The sequence below is a fragment of the Agrobacterium sp. LEGMi-208b genome (assembly GCF_059511785.1).
In genome coordinates, this window is the sequence record NZ_CM183445.1 from 715,594 (window position 1) to 734,028 (window position 18,435).

The 18,435-nt window shown below is 61.3% G+C and carries 16 protein-coding genes; 7 read left to right on the plus strand and 9 right to left on the minus strand.

What is annotated here, in order from left to right; genetic code table 11:
• Window positions 1–89 precede the first annotated feature (89 nt).
• Window positions 90–1,010 (minus strand): L,D-transpeptidase, encoded by a 921-nt coding sequence (locus AC5YUO_RS03625; RefSeq protein WP_496154284.1) that lies wholly within the window; start codon window positions 1,008–1,010, stop codon window positions 90–92.
• Between the two features lie 167 nt (window positions 1,011–1,177).
• On the opposite strand from AC5YUO_RS03625, the gene AC5YUO_RS03630 reads away from it, so the two are divergent.
• Together AC5YUO_RS03630 and AC5YUO_RS03635 are read left to right on the plus strand one after the other, a co-directional pair.
• Window positions 1,178–3,898, plus strand: a complete 2,721-nt coding sequence (locus AC5YUO_RS03630; protein WP_496154285.1) for a heavy metal translocating P-type ATPase — start codon at window positions 1,178–1,180, stop codon at window positions 3,896–3,898.
• 153 nt (window positions 3,899–4,051) lie between these two features.
• Window positions 4,052–4,834: a glycosyltransferase family 32 protein gene (locus tag AC5YUO_RS03635; RefSeq protein WP_496154286.1), complete on the plus strand. Its 783-nt coding sequence runs from the start codon at window positions 4,052–4,054 to the stop codon at window positions 4,832–4,834.
• A gap of 39 nt (window positions 4,835–4,873) precedes the next feature.
• On the opposite strand, the gene AC5YUO_RS03640 is transcribed toward AC5YUO_RS03635, so the two are convergent.
• The 4 genes from AC5YUO_RS03640 to AC5YUO_RS03655 form a co-directional block, all read right to left on the minus strand.
• On the minus strand, window positions 4,874–5,839 hold the full coding sequence (locus AC5YUO_RS03640) for an alpha/beta hydrolase family protein (RefSeq protein ID WP_496154287.1): 966 nt from the start codon (window positions 5,837–5,839) through the stop codon (window positions 4,874–4,876).
• A 170-nt stretch (window positions 5,840–6,009) separates the two neighbouring features.
• The gene (locus tag AC5YUO_RS03645; RefSeq protein WP_496154288.1) at window positions 6,010–7,635 is read right to left on the minus strand and encodes a cisplatin damage response ATP-dependent DNA ligase; all 1,626 of its coding nucleotides are present in this window, start codon (window positions 7,633–7,635) and stop codon (window positions 6,010–6,012) included.
• Between the two features lies 1 nt (window position 7,636).
• A complete protein-coding gene (locus tag AC5YUO_RS03650; protein ID WP_496154797.1) occupies window positions 7,637–8,647 on the minus strand; it encodes a ligase-associated DNA damage response exonuclease in 1,011 nt (336 codons plus the stop codon).
• A gap of 314 nt (window positions 8,648–8,961) precedes the next feature.
• Window positions 8,962–10,491: an MDR family MFS transporter gene (locus AC5YUO_RS03655; protein ID WP_496154289.1), complete on the minus strand. Its 1,530-nt coding sequence runs from the start codon at window positions 10,489–10,491 to the stop codon at window positions 8,962–8,964.
• A gap of 140 nt (window positions 10,492–10,631) precedes the next feature.
• Between AC5YUO_RS03655 and AC5YUO_RS03660 the strand changes: the two genes are divergently transcribed.
• Together AC5YUO_RS03660 and AC5YUO_RS03665 are read left to right on the plus strand one after the other, a co-directional pair.
• The gene (locus tag AC5YUO_RS03660; protein WP_003522221.1) at window positions 10,632–11,147 is read left to right on the plus strand and encodes a MarR family winged helix-turn-helix transcriptional regulator; all 516 of its coding nucleotides are present in this window, start codon (window positions 10,632–10,634) and stop codon (window positions 11,145–11,147) included.
• Between the two features lie 82 nt (window positions 11,148–11,229).
• Window positions 11,230–11,889: a glutathione S-transferase family protein gene (locus tag AC5YUO_RS03665; RefSeq protein WP_496154290.1), complete on the plus strand. Its 660-nt coding sequence runs from the start codon at window positions 11,230–11,232 to the stop codon at window positions 11,887–11,889.
• 149 nt (window positions 11,890–12,038) lie between these two features.
• Here AC5YUO_RS03665 and AC5YUO_RS03670 read toward each other — a convergent pair whose 3' ends face one another.
• Together AC5YUO_RS03670 and AC5YUO_RS03675 are read right to left on the minus strand one after the other, a co-directional pair.
• The gene (locus tag AC5YUO_RS03670; RefSeq protein WP_400820104.1) at window positions 12,039–12,659 is read right to left on the minus strand and encodes a glutathione S-transferase family protein; all 621 of its coding nucleotides are present in this window, start codon (window positions 12,657–12,659) and stop codon (window positions 12,039–12,041) included.
• A 148-nt stretch (window positions 12,660–12,807) separates the two neighbouring features.
• Window positions 12,808–13,806: an asparaginase gene (locus tag AC5YUO_RS03675; protein ID WP_496154291.1), complete on the minus strand. Its 999-nt coding sequence runs from the start codon at window positions 13,804–13,806 to the stop codon at window positions 12,808–12,810.
• Between the two features lie 73 nt (window positions 13,807–13,879).
• Here AC5YUO_RS03675 and AC5YUO_RS03680 point away from each other — a divergent pair, with 73 nt between their 5' ends.
• Window positions 13,880–14,632, plus strand: a complete 753-nt coding sequence (locus tag AC5YUO_RS03680) for a DUF3750 domain-containing protein (protein WP_496154292.1) — start codon at window positions 13,880–13,882, stop codon at window positions 14,630–14,632.
• 4 nt (window positions 14,633–14,636) lie between these two features.
• Here AC5YUO_RS03680 and AC5YUO_RS03685 read toward each other — a convergent pair whose 3' ends face one another.
• The gene (locus AC5YUO_RS03685; protein WP_496154293.1) at window positions 14,637–15,980 is read right to left on the minus strand and encodes a chloride channel protein; all 1,344 of its coding nucleotides are present in this window, start codon (window positions 15,978–15,980) and stop codon (window positions 14,637–14,639) included.
• Between the two features lie 145 nt (window positions 15,981–16,125).
• Between AC5YUO_RS03685 and AC5YUO_RS03690 the strand changes: the two genes are divergently transcribed.
• Both AC5YUO_RS03690 and AC5YUO_RS03695 read left to right on the plus strand, forming a co-directional pair.
• Window positions 16,126–16,398, plus strand: coding sequence for a YlcI/YnfO family protein (locus tag AC5YUO_RS03690; protein WP_496154798.1), 273 nt, complete (start codon window positions 16,126–16,128; stop codon window positions 16,396–16,398).
• Entirely contained in the window at window positions 16,395–16,694 is a 300-nt protein-coding gene (locus tag AC5YUO_RS03695; protein WP_496154294.1) for a type II toxin-antitoxin system RelE/ParE family toxin, read from the plus strand. Before AC5YUO_RS03690 ends, AC5YUO_RS03695 begins: the two co-directional genes overlap by 4 nt.
• A gap of 3 nt (window positions 16,695–16,697) precedes the next feature.
• On the opposite strand, the gene betA is transcribed toward AC5YUO_RS03695, so the two are convergent.
• On the minus strand, window positions 16,698–18,347 hold the full coding sequence (gene betA, locus AC5YUO_RS03700; RefSeq protein WP_496154295.1) for a choline dehydrogenase: 1,650 nt from the start codon (window positions 18,345–18,347) through the stop codon (window positions 16,698–16,700).
• Window positions 18,348–18,435 lie beyond the last annotated feature (88 nt).

Sequence of the window (18,435 nt, forward strand, 5' to 3'; positions counted from 1 at the left end):
CGTATTGCGAAAATAGTTAACCGACCGCTAAAAGCCAGTCACAAGGCGCTGGCGGAATGGGTCCAATATCTCTTTCTTTTAGAACGTGTTCAGATAACCACAATCTGCGCCCCTTGCGGCACGCGCTCGTAGAGATCGATCACATCCTGATTGAGCATGCGCACGCAGCCGGAGGATGTCGCCTTGCCGACGGACTGCCAGTCCGGCGTGCCATGAACGCGGTAAAGCGTATCCTTGCCATCCTTGAAGATATAAAGCGCGCGTGCCCCGAGCGGATTGTTGAGACCGGGCGTCATGCCGCCATTGGCGGCGGAGATGGAGGCGAGTTCCGGCTGGCGTTTGACCATTTCATCGGGCGGCGTCCAGCGCGGCCATTTCGCCTTCCACTGGATCTTGCCGCGGCCCGACCAGGCATAACCATCACGCCCCAGCCCAACGCCATAACGGATCGCCTTGCCGCCGGACTGCACGAGATAAAGGAAATGCTGCCTGGTATCGACGACGATGGTGCCAGGCGCTTCCGCCGTCTGATAGCTCACTTCCTGCCGGAGATAACGCGGATCGATGCGGCCATAGGGAATGGCCGGCAGCGAGCGGTCCTCATCGCGGATCGGGCCGTACATGACCCGGTGCAGCGGATTGGAAACAGGCAGGCCATAGGCCATCGTCTGGCCCATCGTCTGACCCTGCGGCTGCGATGCGTTAGAGCCCTGCACCTGCGGGGCTTGCAGCCCCTGCCCGCGCACCGGCGGACCATATTCCTGATGGAAGCGGGTTCTGAACAGATCCGGCGGGCGCGTCGAAAGCTGGCCCGGCTGCGGTGGCAGTTCCGGCTGGCGATTGGAGCTGACGGAGTTGAAATTGAATACCGGCGCCGTTTCCCTGACGAAAACATCCGGATCCATCCGGGTCGTATCCGTCACAAAAAGGCAGCCGCTCATGAGAGGCAGCAGGGAAAGCCCCGCCAGAGAGGCCGCCCGGCGACCGTTTTTCAAAAGGAGTGCTATCATCTGAACCGCTTCATGGAATCCAATCTGACGGCATGATGAACCGTGCGGCTGGCGCGAAGCTGGCGTCGGTTTTTCAAAAAAAATCGAAAAAACGCATTTTTGCTCTTGAAGCTCTAGTTGCTAGAGGTGCCAGATTGGCTGTCGACTGGAATTCAGGAGCGGAAACCATGAATATTTCGACAGGCATAAACATCAAGGGCAAAGACGGCGAGCAACTGACCTTCTCCGTTGGCGGCATGGATTGCGGCAGCTGCGCGGCGAAAATCGAAACCGCGCTTTCCCGCCTGCCGGGCGTTGCCGATGTCAAGGTTTCCGTTGCGCGGGAAAGGCTGAACCTTTCGCTGGCCGAAAGCAAAACCTCGGTCGAAAAAATCGAAGACACGCTGCGCAAGCTCGGTTTCAAACCCGCTTTGCTGCCGCAGGAAAAAGTCTCCCGCGCAAAAGTCGAAGCGGATCATCACGGCCACGACCATGATGACCACGATCATTCGTCCTGCGGCGGCCATCATGCCGATGCCGGAACGAGCGCCGACAACAGCAATGCGCTGACCTTTTCGGTCGGCGGCATGGATTGCGGCAGTTGCGCCGCCAAGATCGAGACCGCGCTCTCCCGCCTGCCGGGTGTTGCCGACGTTAAGGTCTCGGTTGCGCGCGAAAGGCTGAACCTTTCGCTTGCAGAGAGCAAAACCCCGGTCGAAAAAATCGAGGACACGCTGCGCAAGCTCGGTTTCAAACCGGCCCTGTTGCCGCAGGAAAAGACCGCGCGCGAAAAAGTCGCGGATCATGATCATGACCATGGGTCGTGCAGTGGCCATCACCACGACCACGATCATTCAGATCATGACCATTCCGGGCACGATCACGCATCCTGCAGCGGGCATGATCATGACCACTCCAAGCATGACCATTCTGGCCACGACCATTCCGGTCACGACCACGCAAAACCTTCGCATGGTTCCGCACCGGCGGCTGCGGCGCAGAGCGCCGAAGTGGGACATGCCCATGGCGCGGATGAAAAAGGCGCGTGGTGGCGCACCGCAAAGGCGCGCAACACCTTCACCGGCACCATTCTGGTCGCCATCGCCTATGCGGCGGAACTGAGCTTCCCGGCATGGGGCGGTTACGCCTTCATCGTCGCCACGCTGGTCACGCTCTTCCCCATCGCGAAGAACGCCTTCAACGCCGCCCGTTTCGGCGCGGTCTTCACCATCGAAATGCTGATGACGATTGCCGCCATCGGCGCGATCATCATCGGCGAGGCGGAAGAGGCGGCCATTGTCGTGCTGCTTTTCTCCGTCGGCGAATTGCTGGAAGGTTTCGCCGCCGCCCGCGCCCGTTCGGGCATCAAGGCGCTCGGCTCGCTGCTGCCAAAAACGGCGCTGGTGGAGGAAAACGGTGCGCTTCGGCAGATCGCGGCCGATCAGGTGCGCATCGGCCAGGTGGTCGTGGCGCGTCCCGGCGACCGTATCGCCGCCGACGGCATTGTCATGGAAGGCCAGTCCAGCGTCGACGAATCGCCGATGACCGGCGAGAGCATTCCCGTCGCCAAGGAAAAGGGTGCGCGCGTCTTTGCCGGCTCGATCAACCATGACGGCTCGCTGCGCATCCGCGTCGACCGCGCACCGGAAGACAATACCATTGCCCGCATCATCACGCTCGTCGAGGAAGCACAGGATGCGCGTGCACCGACGGAACGCTTCATCCAGAGCTTCTCGCGTTATTACATGCCGCTGATCGTGGCGATTTCGGTGCTGACCATCATCGTGCCGCCGCTTGTCGGCCTCGGCGACTGGGATACCTGGATTTATCGCGGTCTCGCCCTGCTCCTGATCGGTTGCCCCTGCGCGCTGGTCATCTCGGTTCCCGCGGCCATCGCCTCCAGCCTTTCGGCTGCGGCACGCCACGGCATGCTGGTGAAGGGCGGTGCGGTCATCGAAATGCTGGCGCGCACCGAAACAGTCGCCTTCGACAAGACCGGCACGCTGACGCTCGGCGAACCCGTCGTGACCGATGTGGTGGCGCTTGACGGCAACGAAGCCGTACTGATTGCGCAAGCCGCGACCATCGAGCACGAATCGAGCCATCCGCTCGCCCGCGCCATCGTCAATCATGCCGAAAAACTGGGCGTGAAGCCCCTGCCCGGCTCCAACATCAAGGCGATCTCCGGTCGCGGCATGCAGGGCAATGTCGGCGGGAAGGACCTGTTCATCGGCGCGCCGCGCTTTGCAACGGAAGTCGGCACCCTCTCCAAGGACCTTTCCGATCGCATTTCCGCACTGGAAAGCGAAGGCAAGACGGTGGCCGTCGTGATAGTCGGCGGGGCGGCAAGCGGTCTCTTCGCCATGCGTGACGAGCCGCGCAAGGATGCGGCTGATGGCGTCAAAGCGCTGAAGGAGATGGGCATTTCCTCGCTGATGCTGTCGGGTGACAATGCCCGCACGGCGCGTGCCATCGGCAACAAGCTGGGCCTTGAGGCGCGCGGCGAACTGCTGCCGCAGAACAAGGTCGAGGAAATCCGCAAGCTTGCCGAAAAGAAGACCGTGGTGATGGTGGGCGACGGCATCAACGATGCACCCGCCCTTGCGGCGGCCAGCGTCGGGGTCGCCATCGGTTCCGGCACCGATGTGGCGATGGAAGCGGCGGATGCGGCGCTGATGCGCAACAATGTCGGCGACGCTGCCCGCCTGATCGGCCTGTCGCGCGCCACCATGAGCAATATCCGCCAGAACGTGACCATCGCGCTCGGCCTGAAGGCGGTCTTTCTTGTCACCACCGTCACCGGCGTTTCGGGCCTGTGGCTCGCCGTTTTCGCCGATACCGGCGCGACGGTTCTGGTCACCGCCAATGCGATGCGGCTTCTCGGCTATTTCAACCGCAACAAGGGCTGATATTCCATTCGCATAGAAGACGGCCGGGCCTCGTCAATCGAGGTCCGGCCGTCTCATTTACGGCATATTGACAAACTAATTGCGTCCAATAAATACCGCGTACCGCCGTTTCCACGCGCGCGACAAACGATTCCACGCGCAGGAGCGCTGAACTTGGCAAAGCATGGCTATAACCGCATCGCGTACCGCGCGATCAAGATCGGCGGAAACATCGCCAAGGTCATTTTTTCCATCGATCTGTTCATCCGGCCCGGCAGAAGAAAAACGCTTCCCGAATATCAGCCCGCCAGACGCAGCCCGAAGACGGAAAAGGCCATTCCCCGCATCATCTGGCAGACGAATTACTCCAATAGGGTAACGACGCCGATCTATGCGAATTTCCTGTTCAACCGATGGCTGACGCCGGAATTCGAATATCGCTACCATGATGACGAGGCGTGTCAGGCCTATATCGACCGGCATTTTCCCGGACGTTATGCGGATGCCTTCCGGCGGCTGCAGGTGGGCGCCGCCAAGGCGGATTTCTGGCGTATTCTGGTGCTTCTGCAGGAAGGCGGCATTTATCTCGATATCGATTCCAATTTCGCGGCGCGCCCGGAAGATGTGATCGGACCCGATGAAGAGGCCGTCTTCATCGCCATGAAAAGCGGCGAGATCACAAATTACTTCATGGCCTCCAGGCCCGGTCACCCGGCGCTCGGGCTGATGGCCGATCGTATTTCCCAGAATATCGAAGACGGAACGCTCGCCAGCGTCTACGACATGACCGGCCCGACGGTGGTGCATGCCGTCGTCAAGGAACTGGGGCTGCCGATCCGCAATTACCGCGAGATGTGCACCCAGGGGCAGTTCACCAACAAGCGCGCCCAATATGCCGACAAAAAAGACGGCGCATGGTGGGCTGAACAGGCCAAGACGTCCATCGTCAAGAGCTAGGACCGCACGCGTCGATAAGCAGCGGCACAGTATCGCATTTCAGACGAAGGCGTTGAAAAGGCGGATGCTTTCCTCGACCGCATGCGGCACCACGCCGTTATGGGTGCCGGGCAACAGCTTCTTGTCGACCTTGAAGCCGGATGTCAGGGCGCGATCCACGAAAAGCTGGTGATCGGCATCGAAAGGCCGCTCCTCCGTGCCGCGCAGAAGCAGCGCCGGACATTTGAGGCTGGGGCCGAAGCAGACGGAGGAGCGCATGATGAATTCGCGCTCGTCTGTCTCGTCGAAACATATCTCGTCGCTATAGCGGTTGAAATAACGCCAGGAATTGACACCGGCGGAGATGGGTGCCGCGGCGCGGAACCTGCGGCTCATGGCGGCCAGAAGCGTCAGCGTGCCGCCATTGGAATGGCCGGCGATGAAGAAACGATTTCTGTCGATGCCGGGAAGGTTTTCCAGATAGGCGGCCGCCGCCAGCGCATCCGCCGTTTCGTTGTAAAAGCCGGAATAATTGCCGCTCTGGCCGTTTTCCCCCCGGAAGGACGGCAGAAGCACGACATAGCCCGCTTCCCAATAGGGTTTCATCAGCGCCCAATGGCCGTCCCCGGTGGCGTTGCCGCCATGGAGGAAAAGTACGGCGGGCTTCAGCGTTTTTGACGGCTGGTAGTGGGAGAGCCAGGCGACAAGTTCGATGGAACCATCCGGCCCGCCGGGATAGGTGACACGTTCCGCCCCGGGCGGGGTGCCGAGCGCAGAGGATTTTTCCGGCGCAGCCATTTTTCGCAGGAGATGGGTGTGGAACCGTTTACGCGCCTCCGCATAATCCTGCCGTTCCAGCGGCAACACCTCGGGCGCAGCAATGCCCGCTTTCGCACGGGGCGGTAAAAATGCGGCCGCTGATAGCCCCATGGCGCCGGCCAGCAGGCTTCGCCGCGTCAGGCTCGGCAAGATCGTGCCGCTCTCTTCCTGTCCGAAGGCTGAGGAAAGAAAGCGTTTGTCTGCCATATGGTCACCTGAAGGGATGGTTGTAACAGCAGTTCAACACTGCGGCGGGAGGCTGTCCAATCACGGATTCGCGAATGACAACAATGTATTCGCAGCCATCATGGCAATTTCTGGACAGCGTCTTGCCGTTCCCGTGCCTGCCACGGAGGATAAGGGGCGGCCAAGGCACCCTACACTTCCACAGCATCGATCATTGCCACCAGCGTCGAGAGCCTGTCAGCCTCCGCCGGCAGCTTGTCGGCGCGAAGTCGCGCAATGCGCGGGAAGCGCATGGCGACGCCCGATTTGTGGCGGGTGGAACGGTTGATACCCTCGAAGGCCACCTCCAGCACGAAACCGAAATCCGGCGTGGCGCGCACCGCCCGCACCGGACCGAAACGCTCGACCGTATTGTCGCGCACGAACTTGTCCAGTACCTCCAGCTCCGCATCGGTGAAGCCGAAATAGGCCTTTCCGACAGGCACCAGCTGCTCGCCATCCTCGCCTTCCGCCCAGACGCCGAAGGTGAAATCGGAATAATAGCTCGACCTTTTGCCGTGGCCGCGCTGCGCATACATCATGACAGCGTCGATATTGTAAGGATCGCGTTTCCACTTGAACCACGGCCCCTTGGCGCGGCCGGCCTGATAGGCGCTGTCGCGGCGCTTGATCATCACCCCCTCGATCACCGGATCGGGCGGGGCGGCGCGCAGCGTGTCGAGTTCCTGCCAGCTGGAAAAGCCGATCAGCGGCGAGAGGTCGAAACGGTCATGCGGTGCGTGCTCGATAATATCCGAAAGGCGGCCGCGGCGCTCCAGATAAGTCTGCGCGCGAACATCGCTCTCGCCATCGAACAGCAGGTCATAGGCGCGAATGAAGGCGGGATAATCATCCAGCATCTTCGCTGTGACCGTCTTGCGGTTCAGCCGCTGCTGCAGGTCGGAAAAGGTGCGGGTGAGATTGTTGGAGCGCACTGTGCCGCCAATCAGCAATTCGCCATCCATCACGCCTTCGAAATCGATCGCCTCCAGAACATCGGGAAAGGCGCCGGAAATATCGTCGCCGGAGCGGGAATAGAGTTTTCGCGTCTCGCCAGCGCGGGACAATTGCACGCGAATACCGTCCCATTTCCATTCGGCGGCATAGTCGGCCGGGTCCAGCGCATCGAGGTCGCCGTCGGCCACCGGCGTCGCCAGCATGACCGAATGGAAGATGGCGGGCGTGGCTAGTACCGGCCGCTCGGACTTCCCCTCAAGCCATGCGAAAAGCGGTATATAGGGCGGTGTCAGCCCGTGCCAGAGGGTTTCGATTTCGGTGATGTCTTTCTCCGCAAAATCCGCCAGCGCCTGCCGTGCCAACCGCGCCGAAACGCCGATGCGCAGGCTGCCGGTGGCGAGTTTGAGGAAAGCGAAACGCGACGACGTATCCAGCCGGTCGAGCAGATCGCGCACCGCGCCGCGCACCTCGGTACGCCCCAGCGAATTCATCAATGTGACGACTTCGCCGAGGCGCGGGTCCTGCGCCTCGGAATCGTCAGCCCCGCCGATATTGCCCCAGACCAGCGAAATGGTTTCGGCCAGATCGCCGACATAATCATAGGAGTAACGGAACAGCACCTCATCCATGCGCTCCAGCACCAGTTCGCGCAGCATGGCGGGTTTGACGCTTTTGAGGTCCAGCGTGCCGGCAATCGCCGCCAATCCGTAACCCCGGTCAGGATCGGGCGTATCGCGAAAATAATCGGTCAGCAGCTTCAGCTTGCCGTTGCGCGAGGGGGTGAGAACGAGGCGGTCGAGGAGCGTGGCGAAGGCTTTCATTTCAATCCCCCTCATCCTCGTAACCGACAAGATGCAGCGGCTTTGCGGCAATGCCCTGCAATTCGCACCAACGCACCAGCGCCTCCTCACGGCCATGGGTGACCCAGACGGCCTGCGGGCCGATTTCCTTGATCGTCTCGAGAAGTTCCGGCCAGTCGCAATGATCTGATATCACCAGCGGCAGCTCCACGCCGCCCTGCTTGGCCCGCTGCCGCACCATCATCCAGCCGGAGGCGAAGGCGATGAGCGGTTCGTTGAAGCGCCGCGCCCAGCGTTCCTGAAAGGCCGAGGGCGGGCCGACGACGATCGCGCCCTTGAAGGCGGAAGGATCGCTTTTTTCGAGCGTCGCGGGGCGCAGATCGCCGAGATCAATGCCCTGCGAGACATAATAATCGCAAAGCCGCGCAAGCGCGCCGTGAATATAGATGGGATCGGCATAACCATTGTCGCGCAATAGCCTGATGACGCGTTGCGCCTTGCCGAGCGAATAGGCCCCGACGAGATGCGTACGTTCCGAAAATTGCCGGATGGAGGTCAGCAGCTTGCCGATTTCCACGCGCGGCAGCGGGTGGTGAAATACCGGCAATCCAAACGTGGCCTCGGTGATGAAGACATCGCAGGGAACGGTCTCGAAAGGCGCGCAGGTGGGATCGACGCCGCGCTTGTAATCGCCAGATGCGACGATGCGCAGGCCGTTCATTTCCACCGAGATTTGCGCCGAACCCAGCACATGGCCGGCGGGATGGAAACCGACGGTGACGCCGTTCACCTCCACCGTCTCGCCGAATGCGACCGCCTGCTCGCTGCCGCAGAAATCCTCGCCATAACGGATGCGCATGATATCGAGCGTCTGGCGCGTGGCCAGCACCGCGCCATGGCCGGCACGGGCGTGATCGGAATGGCCATGGGTGATGAGCGCCCGCGCCACCGGGCGCACGGGATCGATATAAAAATCGCCCGCCGGACAATAAAGGCCCTTGGGCGTGGAATTCAGGAGCTGTTCCGGCTTCATATTCATTGAGATAGGGCCGCCCGCGCGAATGTAAAGTGCTGCGAGCATAACGCGGAACGGGCGCTAAATTTCCAGTGAGGGCATTTTTGTTTTGCGGGAGCATGGTGGTGAGACACATTGCACGGCCCCTCCTTTCCCTCATTCCTGTGCTCGTCACAGGAATCCAGCCAACGCGCGTCCGCGCGGTGGGAAGAGTCTTTTCAGCCCAAGGACTTGGGCTGGCTGGATCCCTGTGACAAGCACAGGGATGAGGGCATCATGAGCAACGTGAACAAGGTGCGTCAATCCCATCGCACCGTCCTAGGTGACAGCTCTTATTCCCCCGCCGCTTCCGCCGGCTTCGCTTCAACCGCCGCCGGCAACCGAACCGGCTTCAGCATCAGCGCCGCGGCAAGGCCGATGGCGGCGGTTGCGGCAGCCGCGAAGAAGAGCGGCGTAAACGCATCCGAATAGAGCGAGGCGACGGCGGCCTGGGAGGCGGCGGGGAGTTCCGAGAGCATTTTCGGCGTCAGCTCCTCGATCTTGCCGACGCCGGGAATATCGACTGCGACACCTTTCAGACTCGATGACACGATGGCGCCATAGACCGAAATGGCAATGGCAGCACCACCCATGCGGGTCAGCGTCACCGCGCCGCTGGCAGCGCCGATATCCGCCTTGGGAGCGGAATTCTGCACGCCGATGATCGGCGCCTGCTGGCCGAGGCCGACGGCGAAGCCCTGCGCCAGCATCAGCGCGGCGATCAGGGGAAGCGGCGTTCCGGCATGCATCTGCGTGAAGAGCAGCATGGCGACGAGGTTGATGGAGAGACCCGCCACCGAGAAGGGCTTGTAGACGCCGGTGATCGAAATCAGCCGTCCCGCCGAAAGCGAGCCCATGACGATGCCGCCGGTAACGGCGATGAAGAACAGGCCGGCATGGGAGGGCGAAAGCCCGGTCGTGGTTTGCAGGAACAGGGCATAATAATTGACCATGCCGATGCCGATGCCGCCGCTGGTCAGCGAAACGATCATCAACAGCGGAAAGGTACTGTCCTTGAACAGCCTGAGCGGCACGACGGGTTCCGGCGCCCGGCGCTCCACCTGCACCCAGAGGAAAGCGGCAATGACGGCGAAGGCGATGATACCAAGGCTTGGGGCCGCGATCAGCGAACCGAACAATTCGCTGCTATCGGCCCAGAAGACCACGCTCGCAATGGTGGCCGCAAGCAGCACCGCACCGAGATAATCGATCTTCGGCTGGCGTGCAGGACGGCGATAGGGCAGCATCAGCGCCAGGCCTGCAATGACGATAATGCCGAGCGGCAGATTGATGAGGAAGATCGACCGCCAGCCGAAGAGATCGCTCATGGTGCCGCCAAGGATCGGGCCGACGCTGCCCGACGCCATGATGGTGAGGCTGGAATAGCTCTGGTAGCGGGCGCGTTCGCGCGGTTCGAACAGATCCGCATTGACGGAGAAGATCGACACCATGATGCCGCCGCCGCCAAGCCCCTGCAGAACGCGGGCAGCAATGAGCGAGTCCATCGACCATGCCAGGCCGCAGGCGAGCGAGCCGAGCGTGAAGATGACGACCGCCGCGATCATCACATATTTGCGCCCGAAGAGATCGCCGAGCTTGCCATAAACGGGCATGACCGCGCTGGTCGCCAGCAGATAGGCCGAGCCGATCCAGCCGAAACGCTCCAGCGCGCCGAACTCGCCGACGATGGTGGGAAGTGCTGTCGACACGATCTGGTTGTCGAGGGTCGCCATGAACATGGCCAGCATCAGAAACAGAAAGACGATGAGCCTGCGCCGGTGATCCGACACAAGCGGCGCCACGGGGGCTGCGGACATATCCATGAAAAATCTCGTTGAGTTCCGGCACGTTTGCTGCGACAATTTGTGTGCTATCAGCACATATATGTCAATGGCAAGTTTTTGACATCTCTGCTATTCGCGCTAGATGTGATCGCAAACCGGCAAGGAAGGAACGGCAAAGCGTGGCGACTGAGGAAAACTGGAACGAGGATTTGCCCGAGGACATCAAGCGGATCGGCAATACGATGACGCGCATGCGCATCATGATTGGCCGCCGCATCATCGGCCGCATGGCGCTTGCCAAGCTCGCTCCGGGTCTTGAACTCTCGCATATCGACGTTCTCGATATTCTGCGCCGGGCGGAAGGCGATGTTACCGTGGGTGCGATTGCCGAGGGCATGCGCATCGATCCTTCCCGCGGCAGCCGGGTTGTGGCCGACATGGTGGGGCGCGGCCTGCTGAAGCGCGGTGTTTCCCAGGAAGACGGCCGCCGCAGCATCGTCGAGATCACGCCGCTCGGCACCAGCCTTTTGCAGGAAATGCGCCGGACCAAGATGAGCGTCATCGAGGATGTGATGGATGGATGGCCGGCGGAAGATGTGGAGACATTCGCCCGCCTGTTCGAACGCTTTATCGACCGGTTCGAATATCGGCTGTCGCCGGATACGGACTTCTTCACGGATCAGAAAAAATCATAGTTGGCCCGGAGGTCTGCAACTTCACTTTAAAGCGACGAAACCGTAACGTGCGGCGCATCGAACTGGTCAAGGGGTAACTTCGATGTTGACGATCTACGGTGTCTACCGTTCCCGCGCCACGCGCACGCTGTGGCTTGCGGGTGAACTGGGCATAGAATTCAGGCACGTACCTGTGATACAGGCCCGCCGCCTTGCCGATCCGCTGGCAGTAGATGCGCCGCTCAACACGCTTTCGCCCGCCTTTCTCGCCGTCAACCCGATGGGCACCATTCCCTGCATTGAGGATGACGGCATGGTGCTTTACGAATCCATGGCCATCAATCTTTACCTTGCCCGCAAATATGGCGGGCCGCTCGCACCCGTCGATCTGAAGGAAGACGCGGCGATGCTGCAATGGTCCTTCTTTGCCGCGACCGAGATCGAGACCAATTCGCTGAAGATTTCCTCGGCCATTGCCGAAGGCCTGTCGGAGAGCGATAGCGGCAGGGCCGTGATCGATGTCGCTGCCCGCTTGCTGAAACGCCCCTTCCGGGTGCTGGAGCAACATCTTTCCAGCCATGACTATCTGGTGGGCGATCGTTTCACCGTCGCCGATCTCAACGCGGCGGAAATCGTTCGTTACGCACAGGGCCACAAGCCGCTGTTCGATGCCCATCCGGCGCTGAAAGCCTGGCTGGATCGTTGCCAGGCCCGCACGGCGTTCAAGACCATGTGGGATACGCGCGCGGCCGAGGCGGCCTGAGCGTCAAGCCCCCTTTCCTTCCGTCATGCCGGACCTGATCCGGCATCCAGCCAGCCCAAGTCCTTGGGCTGAAAGGACTCTTCTCGCCGCGCAGACGCGCGTCGGCTGGATGCCGGATCAAGTCCGGCATGACGGAAATACCGAGCCACTCAGCCCCTCTCGCCCGCGAGCGCCCGCTGCACCGCCGGGCGGTCGTTCATGCGGCGGAAGTGGTCGTGTACCCTAGGGAAGCGGGCAATATCCACGCCATCGCTTTCCAGCCAGCCGGACATGACGAAGAGATAGGGATCGGCAACCGAATAGGCCGTGCCCAGAACCCATGGGCCGTGCAGCATGCCGTGTTCGATCAACTCGAAGCACTCGCCCATGGTCTGCGGCACCTTGGCTTTCATATCCGCAAACGAGCTATCCTCATTCGCCCAGCGGCTGCCGCGCCGGCCATGCGCGTGGGCGACATGAACGGTGGAGGAAATGAAGGCATTGAAGGACTGCATCAGCGCAAATTCGAAGGGATCGTCGAGCGGCGCGAGCTTCTTTTCCGGCGCCATCTGGGCGATGAAGGCGAGGATGGCGGGTGTCTCCGTCAGCACGCCGCTTGCGGTGGCGAGTGCCGGCACGCGGCCCTTGGGATTGATCTTTAAAAATGCCTCGGAGCGTTGCTCACCCTCCGCGAAATTGACGCGGTGGGCCTTGTAAGGCAGGCCGGATTCCTCAAGCACGATATGGCTGGCGCGGGAGCAGGAACCGGGGGAGAAAAACAGTGTGAACATGGGTATGCTACCTCCAAAGCAATGAAGCGCCCGCCTGTTCCTCATGCGGACGCCGGCCCTTGGCTGGCGGCCGTGAGATGGCCATGACGCGCAAGTGGCACGCCATCATCACGCCCGCCTTCGGCCGCGTCAAAGGTTTTATCGTGATTTACAGACCGACGACTCTGACATCGCCGACGTGAATGCCGTTCCAGTTGCGCATCTGCCGGTTCGCCATGCCGCTCAGCGCCTGCTGCTCGGCGCTGCCTTCATCGAAATAGCGGGCGAGCAATGCCGCGACCATGGCTTCCGCCGCACGCGTCGTGCCGTCTTCGCATTTCACCGCCATGGCAATGCCCTTTTCCGGCAGGGCGGCAACAAAAACGCCCTCCGCGCCGGTCTTTGCGAAGATTTTTCCCGGCGCGATCTGCATCAGTTTCGTGCAGGCGCGGCCGGTGCCCGCCACGTAAAAGGGTTCCGCCATGCAGGCCTCGACGAGACGGCGCGAAGCTTTCGCACGGCCCGTTTCCAGCCCGCTGCCCGTCGCCATCTTCGCGAAACCATGCGCCAGCCCTTTGAGCGGAACGGCATAGGTGGGGATGGAGCAGCCATCCACGCCGCAATTGTCCTGACCAAGAGCAGCACCCGTCAGACTTGCCATCGTGGCGCGGATTTCCCGCTGCAGCGGATGATCGTATCCGACATAGCCCTTCGGATCCGTGCCGGTATGGCAGCAGGCGCAGATGAAGCCGGAATGTTTGCCGGAGCAATTATTGTGAAGCGCCGTCGGCTTTTCCAGCGTGCGGGCCTGATGGATGATGGTTTTCTGATCGGAAGACCAATGCGCGCCGCATTCCAGCGTATCCACATCCCTGCCCGCCTTCGCAAGCATTGAAGCAGCAAGCTCCACATGCGCGTCCTCACCGGAATGCGAAGAGCAGGCGAGTGCGAGTTCGCGGTTGCCGAATTGATAGGCATCCGCAGCACCGCTTTCCACCAGCGGCAGCGCCTGCATGGCCTTGCAAGCGGAACGCGGGAAGATGCCGCGCTCGATATCGCCGGCCGAAAACAGCACGCCGCCATCGCCGTCCACCACTACGGCAAGGCCATGATGGCGGCTTTCCACGAGGTTGCCGCGGGTGACTTCGACGGTAACGGAATTGTTCATTTTCGCAGCCTCAAAAAATTCTGATTTCATGTGGTTGATACCGCAATTGATTTTTCGATGCACGGGGTTATCGGTGAAATTTGCAAAACGTCTGCTGCTGGCGATAACCGTTATCTACCTGCTACCCGCGCTGGCATCTGCCGGGCTCTGGGCCATGAAGGACCATCCGCGCGGCTGGAACGCCGCAAGATGGTCGTCATCCGGCATGCTGCCGGCCGCGTCCCGCAACGGAGAAGCCGCCATCTATGTCTTTTCCGCCATGACCGGCGGTTTCAAGGGCTCGGTCGCCAGCCATGCCTGGGTCGTGCTGAAAAAGCCCGGCGCTGCGAGCTATGACCGTTATGACAAGGTGGGCTGGGGCACGCCGATCCGCCACAATGGTTATGCGGCGGATGCCTACTGGTATTCCAACATGCCGCGCCAGGTGGTGGCCATTCACGGTGCGGAAGCGGAAAAACTGATCCCGAAGATCGAAAAGGCGATTGCCGATTACCCCTATGGCCGGCCGGGTGGTTACCGCATCTATCCCGGCCCGAACTCCAACACCTTCGTTGCCCATGTGCTGCGCAGCGTGCCGGAACTCGGCGTGGTATTGCCGCCCGATGCGGTCGGCCGCGATTATCTGCCGGACGGCGCGTTTTACCACATCGCTGATGACTGGAAGGATGCGAGCCTTTCGCTCGGCGGCCTGTTCGGCATTTCGGCGGGTGCGCGCAGCGGTTTCGAAATCAATTTTCTCGGTCTTGTTGCCGGCATCGATTTCGGCCGGCCGGGCGTGAAGATACCGGGGCTCGGTTACTTCGGGGTGGCGGGTATCCGAGCTTAAACGGTTACATTTCGCTGGCCTGAGCGGCGCGTCTGGCGCGGATGCTCTGGGCGATGAAGACCCGCGACAGGCCGTGATACAGCGGCTCACGGGAGAAAAGCCGCGACGTCAGATATCCCAGCATCGATGCGGCCATGATGGGCATGACGCCTTCATGATTGCCGGTCATTTCGAGGATGATGACAAAGGCCGTCATCGGCGCCTGCACCACGCCCGCAAAATAACCCGCCATGCCGACGATTGCGCCAAGGCCGATGCTGGTGCCGAGCAGGCTTGCCATGGTGCTGCCGAAACCCGCACCCACCGACAGCGACGGCGCGAAGATGCCGCCGGGAATGCCCGACATCATGGCAAGGAACGTCGCCGCCAGTTTTTCGATGAAGAAGAATGCCGGTGCGGCCTCGCCCTCGATTGCCGCGCGCGCCTGTTCGTAACCGGTTCCGAAGGTCGCGCCGCCCGTTGCGATGCCGAGGGCGGCGGAAGCAAGGCCGCAGGCGGAGGCGACCGCCAGCATCCGCTTCAGCGGCATGGTCTGCGCGAAGCGCCGGATGCGGGCAGACAGTCGCAAGGCCCCGGCGCTGAACAGCGCGCCAAAGGCGCCGCCGCCGATGCCGCAGACCAGAACCAGCAGCCAGTCCATCGTCGTTTTCGCCATCACCGAACTGGTGCCGAAATAGGTATAGCTGCCGACCAGCGCCAGCGAGGCGAGGCCGGATAGGATGACGGCGGTGAGAACGAGGCCATTGGCGCGGGATTCATAGGTCTTGCTCATTTCCTCGATGGCGAAGACGATGCCCGCCAGCGGCGTATTGAAAGCCGCCGCAATACCCGCCGCCGAGCCAGCAAGAATGAGACCCTTCGCCTGCGCCATGCCGCCCCAGCGGGCGGCCTGCAGCATGATCGAGGCGCCAACCTGAACGGTCGGGCCTTCACGGCCGATGGAAGCTCCGGACAAAAGCCCGGCCACCGTCAGCACCACCTTGCCGAAAGCGAGTTTCAGCGACAGAAGCCGCGAACGGTCCGCATCATCGCGCAGGTGCCGCGCGGCGATCGCCTGCGGAATGCCGCTGCCGCCGGCATTGGGGAAAACCGTGATCGCGAGCCAGGCGCAGAGCGTGAAGCCGAGCGGCGTGATGATGAGCGGCAGCAGAAACGCCCATTCGCCCGATGAGGTCACCGAAAAGAAAAGGTGCTGGGCGCGATCGGCCGCCCAGGCGAAACCGACGCTGATAAGGCCGACGGCAATCGCGCCGATCCAGAAAACCGCCCTCGGCCTCCACACCCGCCACGAACCCCACACGACGCGGGAACGGCGGAGCATCTTCAGCTTTTTGTAGTCGACGGGCATGGCGGTCCAGATCGGTGATTTCGGTGGAGGCGGGTCGGACGGCCTTTTATCTGCCAGCCCACCCACCTTTGCAAGTTTTGCATTTGACTCTTTTCAAGAGGTGGGAGAAGATTCGCATCGCAAATGCGACGCATGGAGAGACGAGATGAAAACCGCAACATTGCCTTCACTGCGTGTTACCGCCGATTTTCGTGAAGCTGCAGAAAGTGTGCTGAAGGATGGTGAAACGCTGTCGTCCTTCGTTGAAAACTCTGTAAGGCGGGAAGTTGAAATCCGTAAATCGCAGGCGGAGTTCATTGCGCGTGGGCTGGCGTCACTTGAGGAATCCAAACGCACGGGGACTTTTTACTCTGCTGAGGAAGTGCATGCGGAATTGCGCGCTATGCTGGCGGCCAAAAAAGCAGAGCGCAACGGATGACATTCAAGCTCAGGTACACGATTGCAGCCAGAGCAGACATAACAAGGCTATATAATTTTCTACTGGAGAAGGATTTTTCGACGGCGGAGAAAGCTGTCGATCGGATTATTGCCACCGTTGAAGGACTGAGTGAGTTTCCCTTCGCCTCACGCAAGGCACCCGGTGAGAACGCACTCCTACGGGAACTGCTCATTCCGTTCGGATTCTCGGGTTACATCGTCCTCATTCAAATCGAAGATGCTGAAACGGTCTCCATCCTCGCGATCCGCCATCAGCGCGAGGACGATTACCATTGACCCTCACCGGTCGCTGACGGCCGCGCGCGGGTTCACCCACGGTTCCTGATTGGAGCGCGGCAGCGGGGTTTTGCCGAGAATATGATCGGCCGCCTTTTCGCCGGTCATGATCGATGGGCCGTTGAGGTTGCCATAGGTCACATGCGGGAAGATCGAGCTGTCGGCGACCCGCAAACCCTCTACCCCGATCACCCGGCATTCGGGATCGACGACGGCCATCGGGTCGTCCCTGTCGCCCATCCGGCAGGTGCCGCAGGGGTGATAGGCGCTTTCCAGATGCTCCCGCAAAAAGGCGTCGATCTCATCGTCGCTCGCCACTTTTTCACCCGGCTGGATTTCCGGCCCGCGAAAATCGTCAAAGGCTTTCTGGCTGAAGATGTCACGCGTCAGGCGCACGCAATGGCGGAATTTTTCCCAGTCTTCCGGGTGGCTCATATAGTTGAAGCGGATGATGGGGTCGTCCTTCGGATCGGCCGAGCGGAGCGTGACGTTGCCGCGCGATTTCGACAGGTTGTAGCCGACATGCACCTGAAAACCATGGCTTTTCGCCGCCGCCTTGCCATCATAGGAAATGGCGACCGGCAGGAAATGATACTGGATATCAGGCTGCTTCAGACCGGGCGCTGAGCGCAGGAAAGCGCAGGCCTCGAACTGGTTGGAGGCACCGAGCCCGCCTTTCGACAGCAGCCATTGCGCACCCGCTACCCCCTGCCAGAACCACGGCAACCAGGAATAAAGCGACACCGGCTTGGTGGAGACCTGCTGGAAATAAAACTCCATATGGTCCTGAAGGTTTTCACCCACACCCGGGCGATCCGCCTTCACCTCGATGCCCATTTTTTGCAGATGGGCGGCAGGCCCGATGCCTGACAGCATCAGCAGCTTCGGCGAATTGAAGGAGGATGCCGAGACGATGACCTCGCGATTGGCCGCGATCGTTTCCACCACGCCCTTGCGCTCGATCTCGACACCAACCGCGCGGCCGTTCTCGATGACGACCTTGCGGGCGAAACCGTTGACCAGCGTGACATTGCCGCGCTTCAGCGCCGGTTTCAGATAGGCATTGGCGGCGGACCAGCGGCGGCCATTGTGGATGGTCTGCTCCATCAGGCCGAAACCCTCCTGCTTGGAGCCGTTATAATCATCGGTCAGTTCGAAACCGGCCTCAGCGCCGGCCTGAATGAAGGCGTGGAACAGCGGGTTGTTGACCGGGCCGCGCTGCACATGCAGCGGCCCATCCGTCCCGCGCCAGCCCTCCTCGCCGCCATGGCTGTGTTCCATGCGCTTGAAGTAGGGCAGCACATCCGCATAGGCCCAGCCATGGGCGCCAAGCTCTTCCCAGCGGTTGAAATCTTCCGCATGGCCGCGCACGTAAACGAGGCCGTTGATGGAGGACGAACCGCCGATGACTTTTCCGCGCGGTGCCGTAATCCTGCGGTTGTCGAGGTTCGGCTCGGGCTCGGAGAGATAACCCCAATTGTAGCGCTTCATGCTCATCGGCCATGCGAGTGCGGCCGGCATCTGGATGAAGGGGCCAAAATCCGAACCGCCCGCCTCGATGACGATGACAGAATAACGACCGTCTTCCGACAGGCGATAGGCGATGGCGGAACCTGCGGAACCCGAACCGACGATGACGTAATCTGCTTGCATGATCTGCTCTCTCCGATGAGCGTTGGTTCCGATTGATTGCTGGCGGGTGGGGCTTACCCCCCTCTGCCCTGCCGGGCATCTCCCCCTC

Bases quoted from the DNA above. Each gene is read 5' to 3' on its own strand.
- AC5YUO_RS03625 (WP_496154284.1), bottom strand. From the start codon at position 1,010: ATGATAGCACTCCTTTTGAAAAACGGTCGCCGGGCGGCCTCTCTGGCG.
- AC5YUO_RS03630 (WP_496154285.1), top strand. From the start codon at position 1,178: ATGAATATTTCGACAGGCATAAACATCAAGGGCAAAGACGGCGAGCAA.
- AC5YUO_RS03640 (WP_496154287.1), bottom strand. From the start codon at position 5,839: ATGGCAGACAAACGCTTTCTTTCCTCAGCCTTCGGACAGGAAGAGAGC.
- AC5YUO_RS03645 (WP_496154288.1), bottom strand. From the start codon at position 7,635: ATGAAAGCCTTCGCCACGCTCCTCGACCGCCTCGTTCTCACCCCCTCG.
- AC5YUO_RS03650 (WP_496154797.1), bottom strand. From the start codon at position 8,647: ATGAAGCCGGAACAGCTCCTGAATTCCACGCCCAAGGGCCTTTATTGT.
- AC5YUO_RS03655 (WP_496154289.1), bottom strand. From the start codon at position 10,491: ATGGATATGTCCGCAGCCCCCGTGGCGCCGCTTGTGTCGGATCACCGG.
- AC5YUO_RS03665 (WP_496154290.1), top strand. From the start codon at position 11,230: ATGTTGACGATCTACGGTGTCTACCGTTCCCGCGCCACGCGCACGCTG.
- AC5YUO_RS03670 (WP_400820104.1), bottom strand. From the start codon at position 12,659: ATGTTCACACTGTTTTTCTCCCCCGGTTCCTGCTCCCGCGCCAGCCAT.
- AC5YUO_RS03675 (WP_496154291.1), bottom strand. From the start codon at position 13,806: ATGAACAATTCCGTTACCGTCGAAGTCACCCGCGGCAACCTCGTGGAA.
- AC5YUO_RS03685 (WP_496154293.1), bottom strand. From the start codon at position 15,980: ATGCCCGTCGACTACAAAAAGCTGAAGATGCTCCGCCGTTCCCGCGTC.
- AC5YUO_RS03690 (WP_496154798.1), top strand. From the start codon at position 16,126: ATGAAAACCGCAACATTGCCTTCACTGCGTGTTACCGCCGATTTTCGT.
- AC5YUO_RS03695 (WP_496154294.1), top strand. From the start codon at position 16,395: ATGACATTCAAGCTCAGGTACACGATTGCAGCCAGAGCAGACATAACA.
- betA (WP_496154295.1), bottom strand. From the start codon at position 18,347: ATGCAAGCAGATTACGTCATCGTCGGTTCGGGTTCCGCAGGTTCCGCC.